Source organism: Algoriphagus antarcticus, assembly GCF_002150685.1.
Lineage (GTDB): Bacteria > Bacteroidota > Bacteroidia > Cytophagales > Cyclobacteriaceae > Algoriphagus > Algoriphagus antarcticus.
On record NZ_MSSW01000058.1, the window covers coordinates 12,043 to 33,443 of the forward strand.

A 21,401-nucleotide genomic window follows, 5' to 3' on the forward strand; every position below is an offset into this window, starting at 1 on the left:
TTCTCAATGAAATCAATCAGAGTAATGTATAATATAAAAATAAATGGCAGAGTATGGGTTTTGTCAATAGTGTTAATTGGTATGTTAATGAGTTCTTGTGCAAAAAGAAGTCTGACATATTTTAAGGATATTGGTGATCAACAAGATTTTGTAATGAAGGAAGGTTTATTTGAAGAACCGAAGATAGTAACAGGGGATCTACTAGATATTAAAGTAAGTACTCAGAATCCCGAGTCAAATTTGTTGTTCAATTATGGTGTAGTCTCTGCGGATAGAAGAGGTGAGGCTCAGATTAGTCAAGACCCATTAGTACGAGGATATATGGTTGATCCCGATGGGAATATTGACTTTCCTACACTTGGAACTATCAAAATTGCGGGAAAGACTAAAGAAGAGGCAAAAAGCTTCCTAAAAAAGGAATTGTCCAATTTGGTAATGGAACCTAAAATAGAGATAAGGTATTTAAATTTTACGGTAACAGTTATTGGTGAGGTTAATAGACCCTCTTCTTTTGTTGTGCCTACTGAGCGCATCAGCATACTGGAAGCACTTGGCATGGCTGGAGATATGACAGCTTACGCATTAAGAGAAAATGTACTATTAATAAGAGAGACCTCAGAAGGAAAGGTAATTCATCGATTTGATATTGGAGAAAAAGAGATTCTTACCTCTCCATATTACTACTTGAAACAAAATGATGTGATTTATGTGGAAGCTGATAAAAAGAAGCTTAGTCAAGCTAATGTCAACCCAACGACAATAGCCACCTTTTCCATATTGTCTACCCTTGTAGTAGGAATAATGTTTAATTTTAATGAACTATTTCGTTAATTGATTTCGTTTTCACTTAAGTTCAGTCTCGTTTTGATAAATTTCTACAGTTTGATATGAAACTTTCTAATATATTTATTGAGGACACTCCAAATGCTCCATTTAGTGGAATGGATGTGAAATCTAAATTAAATAAGCTATTTAAAGTATGGCCTTTATTCTTGTTGTCCTTTGCATTAGTTTTGACCGGTGTATGGACTTATGTCTATTATGCTGTTCCAAATTATGCAGTTAATAGTAGTATAATGGTTAAGGACGTTACCAAAGGAGCTAATTTTCTAGAAAATCCCATATTTGAAGGATTAAATGAATTTAAATCCTCAAATACAGTCGATAATGAAATGGATGTTATCCAATCAGGTATATTGATGAGAGATGTAGTTCGAGATCTTAACTTATATAATGATTATTTTGCTATAAATTCTGTTAAACGAAAATCTGCTATATTTTATAAAGATCTTCCCTTCACATTAGAGAAAATGGAAATTTTTACTCTTAATCCAAAAGATTCAAAAGAGAAAAAATCTATGCTTGTAAAGGAATTCCATGAAACTTACATTGTCGCTGAAATCAACGATGAGTTAATACAAATTGATATTGATAAATTGGTTAAAACTAAATACGCAAGTTTTGTTTTTTCATATACTAATCAACCATCATTGGGTGTCCTTGAAAACCCTATTCTCGTAAATTTTGTAAGCCCTGATGAATTGGCGGGTAAGTTTGCTTCAAACCTTAACGCGGAAACAAAGGATAAGCAATCTAGTATATTGTATATTTCTTTACTTGAAACAGTTCCGCAGCGTGGTGTTATGGTTCTAGATAAATTAATAGAGATTTACAATGCGCAGATGGCAGAAGATAAAAAGGAAGTTGCAAGGAAATCTTTAGATTTTCTAAATAGCCAAATATCCCTAACTCTATCAGAACTTAATGATATGGAAAAGGGGATAGAGACATTCAAAAATTCCAAAAATGTGGTAGATGTCCAAACTGACACTAAAGTTTATCAAGAGAATTATATACGAAATAATCGTGAAATTTCTGATTTAGAAAATCAGATAGATATTTATAATAATGTAGAATCGGTTGTTTCTCAAGAAACCGATGGAGATATTTCCGGGCTTAGTTCTTTAATTAAATCTGATCCTTATTTGTCGTCAATGATGACCGATTATCAAGATTCGAAAGCTAAAATTTCTGAGTATGAGAAGTCTATCATGCCTGATAATCCATTGATGATTAAACAAAAATCTCTTCTGAATTCTGCAAGAAAGAATATCATTAATCATATAGCTATTAATTTAAAACAACTTGAAATTACACTTCAAAATTTGACCAACGAAAATGCTCAATTCCAAAATAAGTCGAATTCTGCTCCTCAATTGGAACGACAGTATGAAGCTATAAGTAGAGATGTGGAGGTTAAAAAGGATCATTATCTTTATTTAATAAAGAAAAAAGAGGAAACATCTCTGTTCATAGCCTCTGTGCCGTCCAATCAAGCTAAGGTTATTGAAAGTGCTTCCTTTAGCTTCATTCCATCCAAACCTTATCCTCCTGTACTTTATATTGCAGGGATCTTTTTTGCATTCACTGTCCCTTTTGCTTATGTTTTCGGGGGTTCACTGCTAAGCGACAAAATTGTGGTTCGTTCTGATCTGTCCAGTATATCCCAGATCGATGTGCTAGGTGAGATTTCATTTATGAAACATGAGGAACCATTCGTAATCAATTACAAAAATAACACGCCGATATCTGAACAGTTCAGATTGATTAGATCTAATTTCAATTACAAATTGGATACTAGTATTTGCAAGGTAGTACTGGTGACTTCATCAATCTCCGGAGAAGGAAAAACTTTCTTTGCCATAAATTTCGCGAAATCATTGTCAATGGTTGGGAAAAAGGTTGCATTGTTAGAATATGATTTGAGGAAGAAAGGTCTAAGAGAAGATTTGAAATTTGAATCTGGGAGGGGAATATCAAATTATTTAACATCCAATGATTTCAGTTTACAGGACTTAATGATTTCTGGAAATGAGGTTAATGGAATTACTGTGTACCAAGTGGGAAAGATAGCAGAGAATCCTTCTGAAATTATGTATTCAAATAAAAATTCGGATTTTATCAACAAACTTAAGGAGGAATTTGACTATATAGTAATTGATACAGCACCAATTGGTTTAGTTTCTGATGCTTTGGCTTTAAGCGAGATTGTTGACTACTCCATCTTTATAGTTAGGTATGATTACACTACCAAAAAGAACTTAGGTTTCTTTGAAGATATTCTTAAATCAAATCGACTAAAGAACCCAATGATTGTTATTAACGGCTCAAAAAATAGTCTTAATTACGCGTATGGGAATTATAGTCATTCTTAATCTCTGTTATTGTTAATTCTATTATGAATTTTAGTTTAGCCCTAAAGGGGTTTCTTAATCAAGGAAATGCCAGAACTTTAGCTGCCAAAAAGAACGTTATAGGTAGCTTCATGGTAAAAATCATTAGCATGGCTATATCTTTTGTAATTGTTCCGCTTACTATTAATTTTATCAACCCTACTCAATATGGGATCTGGTTGACATTGACTTCAATGGTTGGATGGGTTTCTCTTTTCGATGTTGGTTTAACCCAAGGCTTGAGAAATAAATTTGCTGAGGCTTTGGCAAAACATGACATTCATCTTGCTAGGATTTATGTGAGTACAACATACTTTTATATTTCAATTTTATTTACAGCCGTTTGGGCTGTTCTTGTTGTAGCTAATAGTTTTGTGGATTGGAGCTCAATTATCAATGTGCCAATAGTGATGGATTCAGAGATAAGGATGTTGACTTCCATAATTATTACATATTTCTGTCTACAATTCATTTTTCAGATAATTAAGACCATTCTAATTTCTGATCAAAAGTCTGCGAAAGCGTCTTTTATTGATTTGATAGGTCAGTCTTCCTCTTTGTTGATTATCTGGCTATTAACCGTGTTTACAGAAGGATCTCTGATTTTCCTGGGATTGGGGATAGGAGTTATGCCCGTTTTAGTTTTGATAATTGCTAATGTGTATTTGTTTTCAACTAGCTATAAAAAATTTGTTCCCAATTTTAAATTAGTTCAAAAGAAGTATAGAAATAAACTCATGGGTTTGGGTTTGAAGTTTTTTATGTTGCAATTAGCTGCTATGATTCAATATAGTTCTTCTCTTTTTCTTATTGCAAGATATTTTACTCCTGTAGATGTGACCGCCTATAATATTGCTTTTAAGTATTTTTTGATTCTACAAGGTGTCTTTATGATTATTCTCTCTCCTTTATGGAGCAGCAGCACAGATGCTTATTTCTCTGGTGATTATGATTGGATTATACGAGCTGTAAAGAAGTATCTTTTAATATTGATTCCTTTTGTGTTCATTGGTTTAGTTATGTTGTTTTTTGCAGATCAGTTCTATGACTTTTGGTTAGGTAAAGGAGTAGTAAATATTGACTACAAAATCTCGATATTTAGCTTTTTATTCTTTCTTTCAGGTATGTTCGCTAGTATATTTGTAAATGTTATCAATGGAATCGGAGCATTAAAAATACAATTTTACGTTTCAATAGTTACTTCAATGGGTTTTATAGCATTAGCTTTGGTTTTTATCTTAGTTTTTGATTTAGGCGTTTGGTCTATAATTCTTGCTTCTATAATTTCTAATGTTTATGGATACCTAATTGCACCAATTCAATTATATAAAATATTAGTAGTAAGAAATATTAATAGTATTTGGTTTAAATAGTATTTATTTCCTGTTAGTTGTTATATTTATTAAAATTAAATATTTATTTGTTTTAATTTACAATGTATAAAGTTGTTCAAATTCAGTTATTTGATAAATCAGCGGGTTCTTCTGCGCTACGCCTGCATAATGGGTTATCAAAATCTGATATCTATCGTTCTAATGGAATTTCATTATTTAAGGATGATATCACTAATGAGGGTTTCGAGTATCTCGGAAAATGGCCTCAGTTGATTGCTTATGCAAATAATTTTATTGAAAGGAAATTTTGTAGATATGACAGTAGTAAGTTTGGATTATACTCCTATCCTTTAATAGGTACCGATATTTCTAAGTTAAAATTAATTAGAGATGCTGATGTCATTTATATTCACTGGGTACTACTGGGCTTTTTTGATTTCACCTCTTTTGAGAATATATTTAAGCTTAATAAGAAGGTTTTTATTGTGATGCATGATATGTGGTTTATGACTGGAGGTTGTCATCATGTTATGGATTGTAAATTGTATAAAGAAAATTGTCAGGCTTGCCCTATTTTTCCAGAAGACCCTTCTATTGCTTCTTCACAGCATGTTAAAAAGTATAAATTGATTTCTAAGTATGGGAATATGTTGGAATTTATTACTCCAAGTTTATGGCTTAAAAATCTTGCTTTGAAATCCAGCTTACTAAAAAATCAAAAAATCCATTTTATTCCTAATTATTTCGATTCACATCATTTTAAGGTGGATTCACAAAATGAAGCTAGAGCTTTGCTATCCATAGATCCAACAAAGTTAGTTGTTTGTTTTGGAGCTGTCAATATTTCAAGCATTTATAAAGGATGGAGTTTTTTAAAAAAGGCATTTATCCATTTAAAGGAGATGTTTTCCTATGATCAACTAGAGGTTGTTATCTTTGGTAATGGAGATTTGGACGAATTTGAAAATTCAATTGATTTTAAGATTCATTATTTAGGGTTCTTGAAAGATGAAAATAAAATTGCTTTGGCCTATAAAGTTTCTGATGTCTTTGTCATTCCCAGTATTTTAGATAATCAACCCACTACTATTGTTGAAAGTATGAATTGTGGAGTTCCAGTTGTAGGTTTTAATTTGTGTGGTATCCCTGAAATGATTCAGCATAAGAAAACTGGATACATTGCTGAAGCCTATAATTCCTATGATTTAGCAAATGGTATACGATATTGCTTGAATCATGATCTAGATGTTAAGTTGATGGATGACTACAAACCTGGGAATGTATTGGCTGCACATTATAAACTGTTAAATCCCTAATGAAATTGATTTCCGAAAATTATACGATAGAAGATGTACAGGTAGGGAAAATTGGTTCTTATATTTTCCCAACTAATTCCTATGCATTTTATATTTCACTTTTCTTTTTGTCTATGATAGGTTTGAGCTTTGGATATGTAATGGCTCTTACTACTTTTTCCTATACATTTGCTTTTCAAGGGATTGAACTTTTGAGTTATATCGTTCTAGTATTTTCTTTCACGGGTCTGGTTTCCGCTAGTTCTGATATTTCATATTTTAGAATTGTTGGATTGATTTTCCTTCTTTGGCAACTAGTAATTTTAATTAGAGGTGATTACTCTGATATGAATTATTTTTTGTTTAAACAATTACTCTTTGATTTAAATTACGGTGGTATTATATATATGATACCTTTTCTGATTTTCTTTAAGTTTAATTTGTACTTAATTAAAAAGTTGTTTGATGCAATTGCTATTTTAGGTGTTATTTTTGTTATAAGTTCACTTTTTAATTTTGCAGTACTTTCAAGTGGGGATGTACGGGACCCTGTTAGTGTGATGACGGCGGAAATGTATTTTAAGTATTTTGCTATCTGTATTGGTATTCTCGCTTTAAATTTTAATTTGATTAGCAATAAATATAAATTCTTAGTTGTTTTTTTATTACTAGCAATTGTTGTTATGGCTATTTTTCGTGCACGAAGAGGGATGCTCTTTATGACAAGCCTTATTTCGTTCTTTGCTATTCTAAATTACTTTATTAATTCTAAAAAAAAATTCCATATTATTTTTTATATTACATATTGTTTGATAGGAATTTTCCTAATATTGTTTTACACACTTGACTTAAACTTTAAAAATGTTGCCTTTTTCAATAACATAACGGAGCGTGGCCTGGAGGATACCAGGAGTTATGTCGAAAACTGTTTCTATGCTGATATGACTACAGACGATTGGATTTTCGGAAAAGGTTATAATGGAGGTTATGAATGCTCTGGGATAGACGATGAGATATTTAAAGGAGGAGTGAGGAGGGTTATTGAGACTGATTATCTTCAACTTATTCTTAGTGGTGGAATTATTAATTTATTATTATTGTTTTGTATTATGATTCCTGCTATTGTTCTAGGATTATTTTATTCAAATAACAATTTAATAAAGACTTTTGCAATATGGATTTTTTGTTGGATGTTGTTTCTTTATCCATCCAATATGTATAGTATAAATATATACCATGTTTCTATATGGTTTAGCGCTGGCCTTTGCTACTCTAGACCATTAAGGTTATTACATAATTCATTTATTAATGACTATTTCGTAACAGAATTTACCTTAAAATCTAATAATAAGGAGGAGGAAAATGTCTAAAATACTAATATTTGGTCAATCATTTAACACTAACACCGGGGGGGGAGTAACCTTATCTAATTTGTTTGGTAACTGGGAAAAGGATGATTTGGCAGTGATATGCACTAGTCATGCAAATGGAAATATTTCAACGAAAGCCTGTGAAAATTACTATTTTATTGGTTCAGATGAAGTGCATTATAGATTTCCTTTTAATTATTTTCAGCGTCATTCACCTTCTGGAATGTTAGCATTAAGAGAAACGCCTGAGGTAGATTCGTATTCTTACAAGCCTAGTTGGCGTGAAATATTTATTTATAAAGTCTTATATCCAATTCTAGATTGGTCAGGACTTGTGCATATTTTATCAAGCATGGAAGTTAGCTCTAATTTGTTGAGATGGATTGATGATTTTTCTCCTGATTTACTTTATATACAAGTTTCTACTAGGGAATCACTTCTTTTTGCTATTGAATTAGCTGATAAACTTAAGGTTCCTATTATTATACATCAAATGGATGATTGGCTTAGTACTGTAGGAAGTATCGGCTTGGCTAAAAGATATTGGAATACTAAGGTTAATCATGAGTACAAAGAATTGGTTAAAAGAGCCGATTTATGTCTTAGCATTAGTGATTTGATGGGAATTGAATATGAACATCGCTATGGCGCTAAGTTTAAGACGTTTCATAATCCTGTAGATTTGGATTTTTGGCTGGCTAAGAATGATATAAATAAATACTCTTCTGACGAATGTTCTATTCTCTATGCAGGAAGAACCGGGTTTGGAATTTCCACCTCTTTAAAAGCATTCGCTGAAGCGGTTGAACACTTAAATGAGATTAGTACTTTCAAAATCCGGTTTTACATTCAAACTTTGGAAGAGTTAGAGTGGACGGATAATTATGAATATACTGTTCATAAACAGTTAATTCCATATGAGAGGCTACCTGAATTGTTTCAAAGCATGGATTTTTTGCTTTTACCATGCGACTTCTCTAGAAAAGCAATACAATTTCTTAAATATTCTATGCCTACCAAAGCTTCAGAATATATGGCAAGTGGAACTCCAATAATAATCTTATCACCGGAAGAAACTGCTATATATCAATATGGAAAAACTAATGACTGGGCATTTTTGATAAATAATGGCGACCCTAGTGAGATCTATCGACAATTGAAAGAGATTGTTTCTAATGAAGAGGCAAAAACTGAAATGTCAACAAAAGCTTTCAAACTTGTTAAAAAGAGACACTCAAAAAAAGCTGTAGCTAAAGAGTTTTACTCTGAATTTGAAAAGCTTATGAATATTCATTCTGAATGAGAATTCAATTTATCAATTAAATCTATATAATAAAATGAATATTTTGATATTTGGAATTCCTTTGAGAGAAGGTATGGCAGGATCAGTTAGAGTGAGGAATCTATTGTACCCTATGTTAGACAATACCGCTGTAAGCTTAAATAACCTTTATTTTGCTCTTCAAGCTGATAGAATAGATGATCGAGATAGGGCGGATGAACTTAAGATTGATTTAGATTTCAAAAATCCGCTTTCTATAATTTCTTATCTCTACAAATCAGTGATATTTATTAACCATAAGTTCATTTCTAAAGAGAATAATATCTTTTATTTATATGAAGCTCCTGATATTAAAACAATAATCCCTCTATTATATGCTAAGTTGTTAGGATATAAAATAGTATTGGATATTGTTGAGGATAATTCTCAAGCTGCCAGTTTTGGAGGATTTGTAAATAAACTTCGGATCCAGAGTGGTTCTTTTATTTTAAAGAATTTTCAGTCTTTCATTGATTTGAATATAGTCATATCCTCTCATTTAGAAAGTTTATTGTTGACATATACCTCAAGAAACAAAGTTTTGTTTATTCCTGTGACTATGGATATTTCTAAATTTGAGAAATCAGAGTTTATGGAAAAGCCAGTAATCACTTTGTTTTATGGAGGTTCTTTTGGGAAGAAGGATGGTCTCGATCTTTTACTAGAAGCGTTTGAAGAAGTTTGTGAAGAATATGATACGTTAAGACTCGTTTTGACTGGCAAAGGAGAGAACGTAGAAGATTTTATTAAGTTTATGACTCTAGTTAGAGCTTCTAAGTTTTTAAATAGAATAACCTATAAGGGTTTTGTTCCTTCGGGAGAATATCAAGAGTTGCTCAATTCATGTGATATATTTTGTGTTACTAGAGATAATTCTGGGGCTGCTAATACTGGGTTTCCATCTAAACTTGCTGAATATTTAGCTACTGGACGTGCAGTAATTGTCACTAACGTTGGAGATGTTTCTAACTATCTCATTGACAGAGAAAATGCATTATTAGTAAGACCAATGGATTTGTCTTCTTTGGTTGAAGCCATTAAATATTTGATAGAACACCCAGAACAAATTAATCAAATAGGTTCCAAAGGAAGAATAGTAGCTATAAATAGGTTCAATAACAGAACTGAAAGTAAAAAACTATTTACAGTTTTGAATAAAAGTAACTAATATATTTATGACTAAGGTTGCAATACTTTTGACCAATTCCCTTGAAACTTCTTATGGAGGAATTGGTCCTTTCGTGAAGAATTTGGATGTTCATCTGTCCAAGTATTATGATTTGAGCTATTTTTATTTACCCGAGAAGTTTGAGAACTGCACTATTATTCCTCACCGTTTTTTATATTTTGTTTATATTTGTTCAAAGTATTTCACTCTTAAGAAATACGATTTTGTAATCTCTCATAGTCCAGAAGGGTCATTTGTAGTTTCTAAATTAGGGATTCCGTATGTACATATATTTCATGGTAACGATAATCCTGTTTCTATGTCTATATTTTGGTACGGTAAATATTTTACTTCAATTTTCGATTTTATATCCAAAACTATTTCAAAAAATAGCCTGATCAATTATACAGTTGGAAATGAAATGGAAGGCCGTAAGAAAATCCTCAATCCTATTTCTCATGATTTTGTCCTGAAGGAAAACTCAGTTAGATCTGGGTTTATCTTTGCTGGTAGATTAGAAAGTGGAAAACGAATAGGTAGGTTGATAGATGCTTATGCGCTTTTACCATTTGGAATTCGCATGAATAATATTTTTAAAATTGCAGGAAAAGGATCACAGCTCGATGTTTTGAAAGCGAAGATCGCAGAATTGAATTTAGAAAATCAGGTTATATTGATAGGGAATCTTGATAATAGAAGCCTAATCGAGCAAATTTCCTCATCAAAGATTCTTTTGATGGCTTCTGAATTTGAAGGTTTTCCTATGGCCATAGCTGAAGCACTTTCAGTAGGAGTACCAGTTATTTCTACCAGCGTAGGTGATATACCTAGTTTTATTAGAACTGGAGAAAATGGCATTCTCCTAGATAAAGATTATTTAGATGAAGATTACAAAATAGGAATAGAGACGATGCTTTCTGACTATGACCGCTTTGCCACCAATGCCTATTCTACCGGGAAAATCTTCGATGCTGAAAAAATTACTGACGGATTAGTGAGCGATTTGAACAAGATTTTAAATATCCAAGTTAAATAATTTATTCATGAAAAATATATGTATTGATTTGACAAATATAGTTCCTGGGAAGGGAGGGGCTGGGGGTGGAATAGCTACTTACGGTAAAGAATTGATCCTAGGCATAGATGACTTATTAGGTGGCAATGAGAATTTGAGACAATCTTGCAATGTGACTGTTTTGTTAAACACCCATACCTATAAAAATCTTGAATTTAAACACTTAAATACACGGTATTTTAATGTCGATAATCAGAATTTCTTTTCTAGAATGTACTGGCTTCAAATACGTTTGCCAAATTTTCTTGAAAGGGAAAATATGGATCTTTTGCATCGATTATTAAGCGAATTGCCAATTAGAAAGGTCTGCAAATATGTCGTAACAGTGCATGATTTTATGTTCGAATTTTACCTTAAAAAAACAGAGTATTTAACTTATTTAAAAGTGAAGGATCGGCTAAAATTTAAAGTATTAAATGGACTACTCTCAAGTGCTATTCGGACGAGTGATTTAGTAATCACGAACTCTAAAACTATAAGTTCTGATGTGATATCTAGGTTTCCAGGAGTTCATTCAAAAACAGCCCCAATCTTACTTGGCTACTCACAGTCTAGTGAAGTTTATACCTCCGAACATTCAAATGCGTTAGATAGTGTAATTAGATTTGGTGTTGTAGCTGCTTTTCATCCTCACAAAGGACATCTTCAAGTAATAAGATTGGTAAAGCGAATGATTGCTCTTGGTTTTGAAAATAGTTTTCACTTTTATTTTCGTGGAAGTCCCGTCTTTCGAGAATATTATGATAAGATAAAAAGGGAGATTTCGATTGCTGGCTTAGATGGTTATTTTACATTTGAACAGTATGTTCCTGCTATTACTTTAGCAGACATTTATAATAGTTACACAGCTACTGTTCTTTTATCTGATTATGAAGGGTTTGGACTTCCAGTTATTGAGTCTCAAGCATTTGGTCGACCAGTTATTTGTTCCGAAATACCCGTATTCAAGGAGATTCTAGGTGATACAGCTTTTTTTTTAGCCAAGGATCCAACTGATTTGGATATTATTAAGTTGATGTCTGATTTGAAAAATCCAGAGCTGATCCACGCCCTAATAAGAAAAGGGAAGCAAAACGCATCTTTATATACTTGGAGTAAAACTTGTCAAAATACTATGGAAGCATATTTTCATTTGCTAACCAAAGATTAGGATCGATCTAATCTAAGCAAATAGACCAAACCAGATACAATCCATATTAATATGCATGAAGTTTTAAATGGAAAAACCATCTGCAAATTTTTAATCTGTTTAGGTATTTTGCTATTATCATCGCATAGTATCTTAGCAACAGATTACTATTTTTCCGCTTCTTCGGGAAGTGATAAGTACACACTTGATGAATCTCAATCTTCCCTTACCCCCTGGCGCTCAATCCAAAAACTAAATGAAATATCTGCCTCACTTAAGGCAGGGGATCGGGTTTTGTTTAAGAGAGGGGATATTTTTCATGGAACGATTATACTTAGTAGAGGAGGAACTAGTGGAAATCCAATTTTTTTCGACGCGTATGGAACAGGAGAAAAGCCAATTATTACATCTTTAATAAAGATCGAAACTTGGGATCATATAGGGGATGGGGTATACCGTTCCAAAATTTCAGATATTGCGTCTAATAAACTTAAGATTTTATTGATTGATGATGAGCTTAAAGAAGTAGGAAGGTTTCCGAATTTCGATGATGGTAATGCAGGATATCTTACCATTAAATCTCTCAATAATGACTTGAGTATAAATGGAAAAGATATACCCTTCGATGCAAATGGAGGAGAAATAGTAATTAGGAAAAATCAATGGATCATTGATACCTATCCAATTAAGCAATCGAAAGATGGGACAGTCGATTATTGGAATGTAGGGAAATCAAATTATAGACCTGTTGAAGGTTTTGGGTATTTTATTCAGAATCATGTTAAAACTCTTGATCAATTTGGCGAATGGTCTTATTCAAAAGATGAGAAAAATTTATCTATCTATTTTGGAGATAGGAGACCTTCCGAAGCTAGTATTGAAATAGCAACTAATGACTATCTGCTAGTTTCCAATCTTCTAGTTCATAATCTTTCTTTTAAAAATCTCCACTTCAAGGGTGCGAATAAGAATCTAATTAATATTGAAAAGTCTTCGAATATTGTAATCGATAAATGTCTATTGGAATATGCAGGTGAAAATGCGGTTTATAGTTTTAATACCCCTGATTTCACTCTGACCAATAATGAAATACGTTATGCTCTTAGTGGAGCCATATTTTTCTGGCACGGAACACCTAGGTCAGTTATTTTAAACAATTTAATTGAGAGTTCCATGCCTTTCCAAGGGATGGCCAAAAACAGCGATTTAACTGGAATTGGTATTTATATCGCTGGTGATGCTGAGGATTCACAGATTATAAATAACAGAATTATTGACACAGGTTATAGTGGGATCCATTTTGGGGGGAATAATTCAGTAGTAAAAAACAACCTAGTGAAAAATTTCTGTCTTTGGAAGCAAGATGGGGGAGGTATCTATATGAATTCAGAGGGGCTGGTAAATATTAATAATGTAGGTAGAGAGATAGTGGGTAATATCGTATTGAATGGTATGGGGGCTAGTAATGGCACAAATGAAGATTACAATATCGCTGAAGGTATTTATTTGGATGATGATACCAGAGGCGTAAAAATTGAGCAAAATACCGTTGCCCATATCAATGGGAAAGGTATTTATCTACACAATGCTAATTCTGTTGACATAGTGGGGAATCTGTTTTTTGATTGTGAGGTACAACTACAATTATCTCATGATATTTTAGGAAACCCAATAAGAGATGTCATAATTACGAATAACCAATTTTCTAGTACGCGAGATCGAGAAATAATATTTTCAGTCTCGTCAATAAAGACTGATATTGATAAAATTGGGTTTAGTTCAAATAATTACTTCTTAAATCCTTACAATCGTGAATTCATTTTTGTAACAAAAGAGCCGGGTTACTCCTATGGGAAAATGCGATCTTTTGAAGATTGGTCTGGTACTTTTGGTTTTGAAGAATCTTCAATAGAGCAACAATTTAGTTTAAGTAGATATAAAATACTCAGCGAAGAAATAATAAAAAAAATCGATTTCAAAGCTGATGTTAAGGCTATATCGGGAACCTACAATGCTTCTTCAAGTTGGGTGGGCACTAGTTATAATAATGGTTTATTGAAAGTAACTCCTAATTCTTCTAAGGAAGCACTAATTTATATTCAAATAGGTCAAATAGCATCTGAAGAAATAATTTTAGTTGAAATGGACGTCCAAAGTGAAAGTGAAAATCAAACCATTGAGATTTTCCTTGAAAAAACCTTTAACATCAATCAAGATTTAGCAATCTCATATTTCAACTCATCGCCTAAGGGAGAAAGTGTGAGCATTTTCTTAAAATCTCTCGTTGAGACTAATCAGGAGAGCGTAGTGTTTAGAATCCCTTCGAATCTTCAACCCCTTCTAATTGACAATATAAAAATTGCAAAAATAACAAGGGAAGAGAATATAAATCAGTTTTTTTTCCGATTCAATTATTCAGAGGAAATTGCTAGTTTTCCATTAATTGGTATTTATAAGAATGCAAATGGTCAAGTTTTCAAAGATTCTATTTCTATTAATCCTTTTCGATCTGTGCTATTAGTTAAAGTCGATTAGTGAATTTATCCTAAATTGATTTTAAAAGGACTTAATTAGTTATCCATTGAATTGATCAATTCATGAAAATTAGCTGAATTCCACGTTACCAATTCTACCGGCACACACTAATTTCATTTTTCATAGTCCGTCCCTATTGAAGATTCACGTGGTTTTTTATATCCTAAAAGTGAATTCATCTTTTAAACACTGTGAAGTTAAGTTATCATGACTTAATAAGTAGTAGTTTAAGTGATTTCTACTTGACGTGAGTAGCCTATAAGTGCAATGTTAGTGATTGTTCTATATGTTATGAATTATGGAATGTTTCCACTATCTGTGGGATTGCTCCACACTTTTGGCAAGAGACGGATTATGAATATGAATTTTGATGTGAATCAAAAAAATATTTTCGATATTTAATTTACAAAAATGAAAAACAGAATTTATTGAATTAATAATATGACTTATTTGATTTTTTTTTTGAAAAACTCATTTTTAATAGGTTAGAGTTGTTTTTATAAGAGAAAAAGAGAGTTTATTTCTGACTAGATTTTAATATTTGAAGTACATTAAAATGCCAATGAAATTTCCGCCAAAAGAGCGCTTACTGCTATAACTAATTGTTTATCACTACTTTTATTTTTATTTCTATTATTGTTCAAATAGTTAGTTTCTATAAATAATCAGTAGATTATTATGAAAAATTTCAATTATGATTATTTTAATTTGTTGATTTTATTATTTTACAATATATTTGTTGGATTAAATAAATAATTTTTTAGGTGTTTCTTAAGTTTGTAAATTCCCTTATTTTTTAATTGTAACTAATCATTTTTTTATCAGATAGGCATTGTTAAAATTTTCAGAATTCACATAATTCCTGTTGAAACATTTAGGTGGATTGCTGGCAAGAAACTTGGTGAATTTCAAAATAATCACTCCAATTCTAAACCTATTTATGAAAACAAACGTATTCTGCCCGCCTCTCTATAGGCTGCACCAAAGAATTTACTTATTAATCAAGAGTTTTTTAACTATTGTTTTATTAATTATTTCTTTTACCGCCTCTTTTGCTGCTGATTATTACTTCTCCAGTTCCTTAGGAGATGATAACCGTTCTCCTTCCCAAGCGCAAAATTCAACCACTCCTTGGAGGAGTATTGATAAACTTAACTCATTTGCGTATGATTTGAAGGCAGGAGATAGGGTTTTATTCAAAAGCGGGGATACTTTTTATGGATCCATCTTAATTACTCGAGGTGGTAACTCCGGAAATCCCATCATTTACACATCATATGGATCAGGAGATAAACCTGTAATTACTTCTATGGCACGCGTGTCCAATTGGGTTTCACGAGGAAATGGTATTTATGAGGCTGCTTTATCAGTCATGGATAGAGGCTCAATTCAGGTTTTTACAATTAATGACCAATTGAAAGAAGTAGGTAGATATCCAAATGCAGGTTCAAGTAATGATGGATATTTGACTATATCTTCAGTAAATAGCCCTTTTAGTATTCAAGGAGAAAATCTACCAGCTAATTTTGTCGGTGGAGAAATCGTGATTAGAAAAAATAACTGGGTTATAGACAGACACCCGATTTCATACAATGCTGGTGCAACTGTAAGTTTTTTGAATACCCCTGGCACTATATATTTCCCAAAACAGAATTTTGGGTATTTTGTGCAAAATCATGTAAATGCACTTGATCAGTCTGGAGAATGGGCATATTCTAAATCTGACAACAAACTCTATGGTAATTTCGGAGGTCAGAACCCGAATACTTTGAACGTTCAAGTAGCGACTAGAGATAACTTAATTAAAGTCAATAAATTCATTAGGAATTTGAGCTTTATTAATTTGAGTTTGAAAGGTGCAAATTCAAACCTAATCCATATTGAGAATTCTGGAAATATTGAGATATCGAATAACAATTTCTTATTCGCTGGAGATAATGCTGTTAGTGCAAATACTTCTCCTGACATGGTAGTAACCAATAACTCGATAGATTATTCCCTCAGCGGAGGTTTGTTTTTTCAATATGGAACTCCAAGGTCTATAATTGAAGATAATTTAATAAATCACACGATGCCTTTTCAAGGAATGGCCAGTAGCAGTGATTTAAAAGGATCAGCGATTTATATAGCAGCTGATGCTAATAATTCTCAAGTAATAAGAAACAGAATATATAATACAGGCTTTAATGGGATCCATTTCGGAGGTAACTATACTATCATTAAGAATAATCTTATTGATAACTATTGTCTCTATAAACAAGATGGTGGAGGTATTTATACTAATTCTGATGGGTTGATTGGGATGAATGATGTCGGGAGAGAGATAGAAGGAAATATAATACTGAGAGGTATAGGAGCTGTTGCAGGATCGAATAGTAACTATAAATTGGCTGAAGGAATTTATATCGATGATAATGCGATGGGGATAAAGATTCATAAAAACACAATAGCTGAAATAAGCACAAAAGGTCTCTATATCCACAATAATAAGAATATTGAAATTCTTGATAATTTATTCTATAAGACGCCTTTGCAACTACAAATAACACATGACGCTTTGGGTACCCCTGTTAGGAATGTTCGTGTGGAGGGTAATCAATTCTCTAGTGTATTTAATAATGAATTACCATATGCTATTGCATCTTCTGAAAATGATATAAATCAAATTGGAGTTTCCAATAATAATTACTTTTTGGACCCATATGGAGTTGAGCTTGTACTTAGAAGCCAGAGTCCAAAGGATGGTGTATTAGGGCAAAAAAGAAGTCTTAAAAATTGGACTATCGAATTCGGATTTGACGGAAATTCAATAAGACCAGATTTTAATTTGGAAAAATACGTGGTCACGTCAACAAACACTATAAAGCAAAGTGATTTTAATTCGGATTTAGGTATAATATCAGGAGTTTATAATGCAGGGTCAGAGCTCGTATCAGGTATATCTGGTGGATCATGGAAAATTAGCCCTTCTACTTATGCAAAGGGTTCCGCCTATATACAAATTGGAGCTGTTTCATCCGGAGATCAAATTTTGATAGAGTTTGATACTAAGAGTATTTCCCCCGATCAAACAATAGAAGTTCTCCTAGAGAAAACGTTTAACCAAAATCAAGAAGGCACAATCTTTAATTTCGTCACCGCATCTGACGTGAAAAAAGTTAAATTACTTTTGAAGTCCAATATTACTAGTGGGAATGAAAGTGTTGTATTAAGATTTCCTCAACCCATACAAAATTTGCTTATTGATAACTTGAAAATTTCCAAAGTTACCACGCAACTTATCGACACGGAGGATCAGGTATTCTTTCAATATAATTATTCAGGTAGTTCTGTTAGTTACCCTCTTTCAGGAACTTTCAAGAATGCAAAAGGAGAAGTGTTCACAGGATCAGTCATTATTCCTGCGTACGGTTCTGTACTTCTTGCGAAAACTTTGGATGGTCCTGCTCAAAGCAATCTGCCCCCTACAATTTCTCTATCTCAGCCTGTTCAGAATGAAGTATTTACTGTTGGGGATGAAATTCTGATAAAAGCCAATGCAGCGGATCCTGAAGGCAAAATTCAGAGAGTGGAGTTTTATGTTGACGAGACATTGGTGAATACTTTAGCACAATCTCCTTATCAGTTTTCTTTAAATAATGCACCACAAGGGACCTATGAGTTGAAGGCTAAGGTATTTGATGAAGTTGGGCAATCCGGCGAATCAGCTAGAGTAGCAATTATAGTTCAAAATGTGGTTGAAGCCCGTCCATCACAAAATTTACCACCTTCGATAGGGATCATTCAACCTACGCAAAATCAGGTTTTTAACAATGATCAAACTATAGTTATCAAAACGAATGCAACTGATCCGGAAAATAAGATTTCGAAAGTTGAGCTCTATTACAACTCAACTTTATTGAGTGTTTTGACGCAAGCTCCATTTGAGTTTAAGTTACCAAATCCATCTATTGGGAATTTTGTTCTAAACGCTAAAGTTTATGATGATCAAGGACAAATGGCAGAATCATCTAACGTCAATATTTCGGTGGTATCATCTGCAAGTATTAATCTAGCGCCATCGGTTGAAATAATAAGCCCTTCCCAAAATCAAATATTTAATAAAGGGCAAAATGTATTGATTGAGACTATAGCTTTAGATCCTGAGGGAAAGATAGCCAAAGTAGAATTCTTTGCAGGAGGATCGCTATTAGGGTCTGCCACTTCTGCACCTTATCAATTAGAAGTCAAAAATGTACCAACAGGAACCTTTGTTTTGAGAGCCAGGGTTTCTGATGATCAAGGTTTGATCGGAGAATCATCCAATATCTTTGTATCAGTAGTATCAACTCCGCTGCCTAATCAAGCCCCATCGATCTCGATAGTAACTCCTTCGCAGAATCAAACCTTCATTCAGGGGCAAAGCATAACTGTGAGAGCTAGTGCTTCTGATCCAGAGAACAAAATCGCTAAGGTAGAATTCTTTGCCAATGAATCTTTGATTGGTGTAAAGAGTACTTTTCCATATGAACTTACAGTAAATAACCCCCCTCTAGGAACATATATTGTCAAAACTAAGGTGTTTGATCAAGAAGGCTTAACAGCCGAATCATCTAGAATCAATGTCACAATAATGAACACTTGGGGAGCAAGGACAACCGGAACAGAAATAGAATTAGTAAGTCCAATTGAAAATCAGCAGTTTAAATCCTCTGACATAATACCTTTACAGGTAGGGTCAGGACTATATGAAGCTAATTATGATAGTCTAGAGGTATATGTCGGAGAAGTGAAGCAAGGAACTACCCAAAGCCTACTCTATGATCTGGAAGCAGCTCCATTGTCGGAAGGAAACAATATGATTAAAGTGAAATCATTCCAATCAGGTATTGAAATAGCATCTGATAGCGTGCAGGTAGGTGTGGTGAGTGCAAATAAAGCTCCTAAGACTAATTCTTACAATGCTTTTGGGGAGCAAGAGTATACTTTTGAGATAGGACCAAATCCAACTTCAGACGTATTAAATATTTACCTCCAGAAAATGTATCAAGGCGAAGATGTGGAAATCCATATCTATAGCATAGACGGGGCTACTGTAAAAGTGATAGAGACAAACACTGATACTGAGAAAATAACTGTTGACGTCAGCGGGTATAGTGACGGAATATATTTCATCAGGATTATGGGGAAAGTGTTTGTTTACGAGACCAAGAGATTTATCAAGAATTAAAAGAGAAATTTTAAGCTAGTATTTCTCTTTCTACTTAACCTCTAAAAGCGCTGTCACCAATTTCCATTAGGCATTTGGTTGCAGCGCTTTTTTTAATTGGACTTATTCAAAAATGTTCATATCGATAGATCCACCCCGATTTTGGCAAAATGTACGGGTACCATGAATGGTGATCATAGATTAGGGAGAGGATCGTTCCAACGGGTGAAAAGCATTTGCCGACTTTCTTCGGTTTCCCTTAAGCTCGGAAGTTCCCGATAGTATACTGGAAAAACTGTTACCCGAAACCAAGAAAGTGGCAACTTCGGCAGGTGTACACTGAAGTAAACCAGACTGCAGTGTCTATACTGGGAGTTTGTCCCTCAAGGAGGGAAACTGAAACTGCATACAGAGTCCATCAGTATTCGATAGTTCAGGATGTGTCGAAGGGTATTCATTTATGCCCAAGAATTCGTCTGACTTTTGGCAACTGCCCAGATTAAAATAGCTTGGATACGCTTCACAGAATATTGTACCATTTCTGTCCTTCCAAAAACCATTAAGCCAGTTTGAAGCTTTTGCAATACCTCCCTTGTAAAACCAAGAACACTGGAGACAACACTGTTTTTCGATCTTCTTAACTTTCGCTCCCTTTATGCAAGTCCTTCATCTTAATGGATATCACATATTCTGAGTTTTAGGGCTTAGCTTATTCTCAATTCAGCACTGTAGATTAACATAAATATGATTTAGTATTTCAAATTCTCGATGAACTGGATGATTGCTGAGACTTCTTCTTTTCTCAATACATTGGGAGGGGAATCACTTTTCTTTGGTCTTAGTATTTCAAAACCGTTCTATCTTTACCCAGTACATGCTCGTAACAGAGCTTTATCCCTTTAAACAGCATGTTTTGAGCTGATTCTGAAATCTTATACTAGGTCAACAGGTGATATACAAACCTCTCAAACTCTTCCTTAGTCAACTCTTTGAGATCTCTAGCTTGGTCAAACAAAAAGATTAACACCATGGCTGAACAGTATTTTTTAAAGGGGAAAGTACTATATGCTTTTAAGATGATAAGCAGGAGAAGCAAATTTCTATAAGTTCTGGTAGAGCTTTGGCGTTGAATTTTACTTTGGCAGAAAGCTCTACAAATCTGAATGAAGTGAAGGTATGGAAATGAGCTCCAACCGCTTTTATTCAGGCAGTAATTTCTATCATAGCTAAGTTCCCACAAGCAGACATGGAAAATCCTCAGTTTTATACCTCGGTTTCTTCCAAACTTCTGAAAGAGCAAGTAGTGAGGAATATGAACGATACATTGAAAAATGCTACTGGCGTAACGTGACTTTTGGGAATCTACAGGACGTGGAGGAGATGGGGTAGAGTATCACTCTATGAGGGGCTTTTCAGTACAGTCAGCGATGTTCATTAGGATGCCAAGTGGGAATAACGATGGTCTTGATCCTGCAGATATCGAAACTGTTGGTGTAATCAAAGATCCACTAGAAACACCTTTCTGAAGCTCGGTAATTTCTTATGGTGGTGTGATCAATATCACTACAAAACGACCTATAGAAGACTTCAATATAGAAGTTGGCTTTATTGCAGGAAGTTAGGGATTAAACAGAATTACGTGGGTTGTGAATGTGCAGTTGAATGAAAATGCTTCGATGGGCGTAAATACAGCTTACAAGTCCAACGATACTTTTTAGGATGCTGGTGACTGATTTCGCGTTTCTTAATAAGT

11 protein-coding genes are annotated in these 21,401 nt (G+C 33.4%); all 11 read left to right on the forward strand.

Features of this window, described 5'->3' with window-relative positions; all coding sequences use genetic code 11:
* The first annotated feature begins 24 nt into the window (after positions 1-24).
* The 11 genes from BVH04_RS18525 (at position 25) to BVH04_RS18575 (ending at position 19,669) form a co-directional block, all read left to right on the forward strand.
* Positions 25-831 (forward strand): polysaccharide biosynthesis/export family protein, encoded by an 807-nt coding sequence (locus BVH04_RS18525; protein ID WP_170147820.1) that lies wholly within the window; start codon positions 25-27, stop codon positions 829-831.
* A 56-nt stretch (positions 832-887) separates the two neighbouring features.
* Positions 888-3,215, forward strand: coding sequence for a GumC family protein (locus tag BVH04_RS18530; RefSeq protein ID WP_086542966.1), 2,328 nt, complete (start codon positions 888-890; stop codon positions 3,213-3,215).
* 23 nt (positions 3,216-3,238) lie between these two features.
* The gene (locus BVH04_RS18535) at positions 3,239-4,606 is read left to right on the forward strand and encodes a lipopolysaccharide biosynthesis protein (protein WP_086542967.1); all 1,368 of its coding nucleotides are present in this window, start codon (positions 3,239-3,241) and stop codon (positions 4,604-4,606) included.
* 62 nt (positions 4,607-4,668) lie between these two features.
* On the forward strand, positions 4,669-5,883 hold the full coding sequence (locus BVH04_RS18540; protein WP_086542968.1) for a glycosyltransferase: 1,215 nt from the start codon (positions 4,669-4,671) through the stop codon (positions 5,881-5,883).
* The gene (locus BVH04_RS18545; protein WP_086542969.1) at positions 5,883-7,232 is read left to right on the forward strand and encodes a hypothetical protein; all 1,350 of its coding nucleotides are present in this window, start codon (positions 5,883-5,885) and stop codon (positions 7,230-7,232) included. Before BVH04_RS18540 ends, BVH04_RS18545 begins: the two co-directional genes overlap by 1 nt.
* Positions 7,225-8,535, forward strand: coding sequence for a glycosyltransferase (locus BVH04_RS18550; RefSeq protein ID WP_086542970.1), 1,311 nt, complete (start codon positions 7,225-7,227; stop codon positions 8,533-8,535). The genes BVH04_RS18545 and BVH04_RS18550 overlap by 8 nt, the downstream gene beginning before the upstream one ends.
* A gap of 34 nt (positions 8,536-8,569) precedes the next feature.
* Positions 8,570-9,721 carry a glycosyltransferase gene (locus BVH04_RS18555; RefSeq protein ID WP_086542971.1) on the forward strand — a complete coding sequence of 384 codons (1,152 nt, stop codon included), beginning with the start codon at positions 8,570-8,572 and terminating at the stop codon, positions 9,719-9,721.
* Positions 9,722-9,728: 7 nt separating this feature from the next.
* Complete coding sequence (locus BVH04_RS18560; RefSeq protein ID WP_086542972.1) at positions 9,729-10,757, forward strand: glycosyltransferase; 1,029 nt, start codon at positions 9,729-9,731, stop codon at positions 10,755-10,757.
* 7 nt (positions 10,758-10,764) lie between these two features.
* Positions 10,765-11,946: a glycosyltransferase family 4 protein gene (locus BVH04_RS18565; RefSeq protein ID WP_086542973.1), complete on the forward strand. Its 1,182-nt coding sequence runs from the start codon at positions 10,765-10,767 to the stop codon at positions 11,944-11,946.
* A 51-nt stretch (positions 11,947-11,997) separates the two neighbouring features.
* Complete coding sequence (locus BVH04_RS18570; RefSeq protein WP_086542974.1) at positions 11,998-14,460, forward strand: right-handed parallel beta-helix repeat-containing protein; 2,463 nt, start codon at positions 11,998-12,000, stop codon at positions 14,458-14,460.
* Positions 14,461-15,400: 940 nt separating this feature from the next.
* Positions 15,401-19,669: an Ig-like domain-containing protein gene (locus tag BVH04_RS18575; protein WP_140160613.1), complete on the forward strand. Its 4,269-nt coding sequence runs from the start codon at positions 15,401-15,403 to the stop codon at positions 19,667-19,669.
* Positions 19,670-21,401: the final 1,732 nt, after the last annotated feature.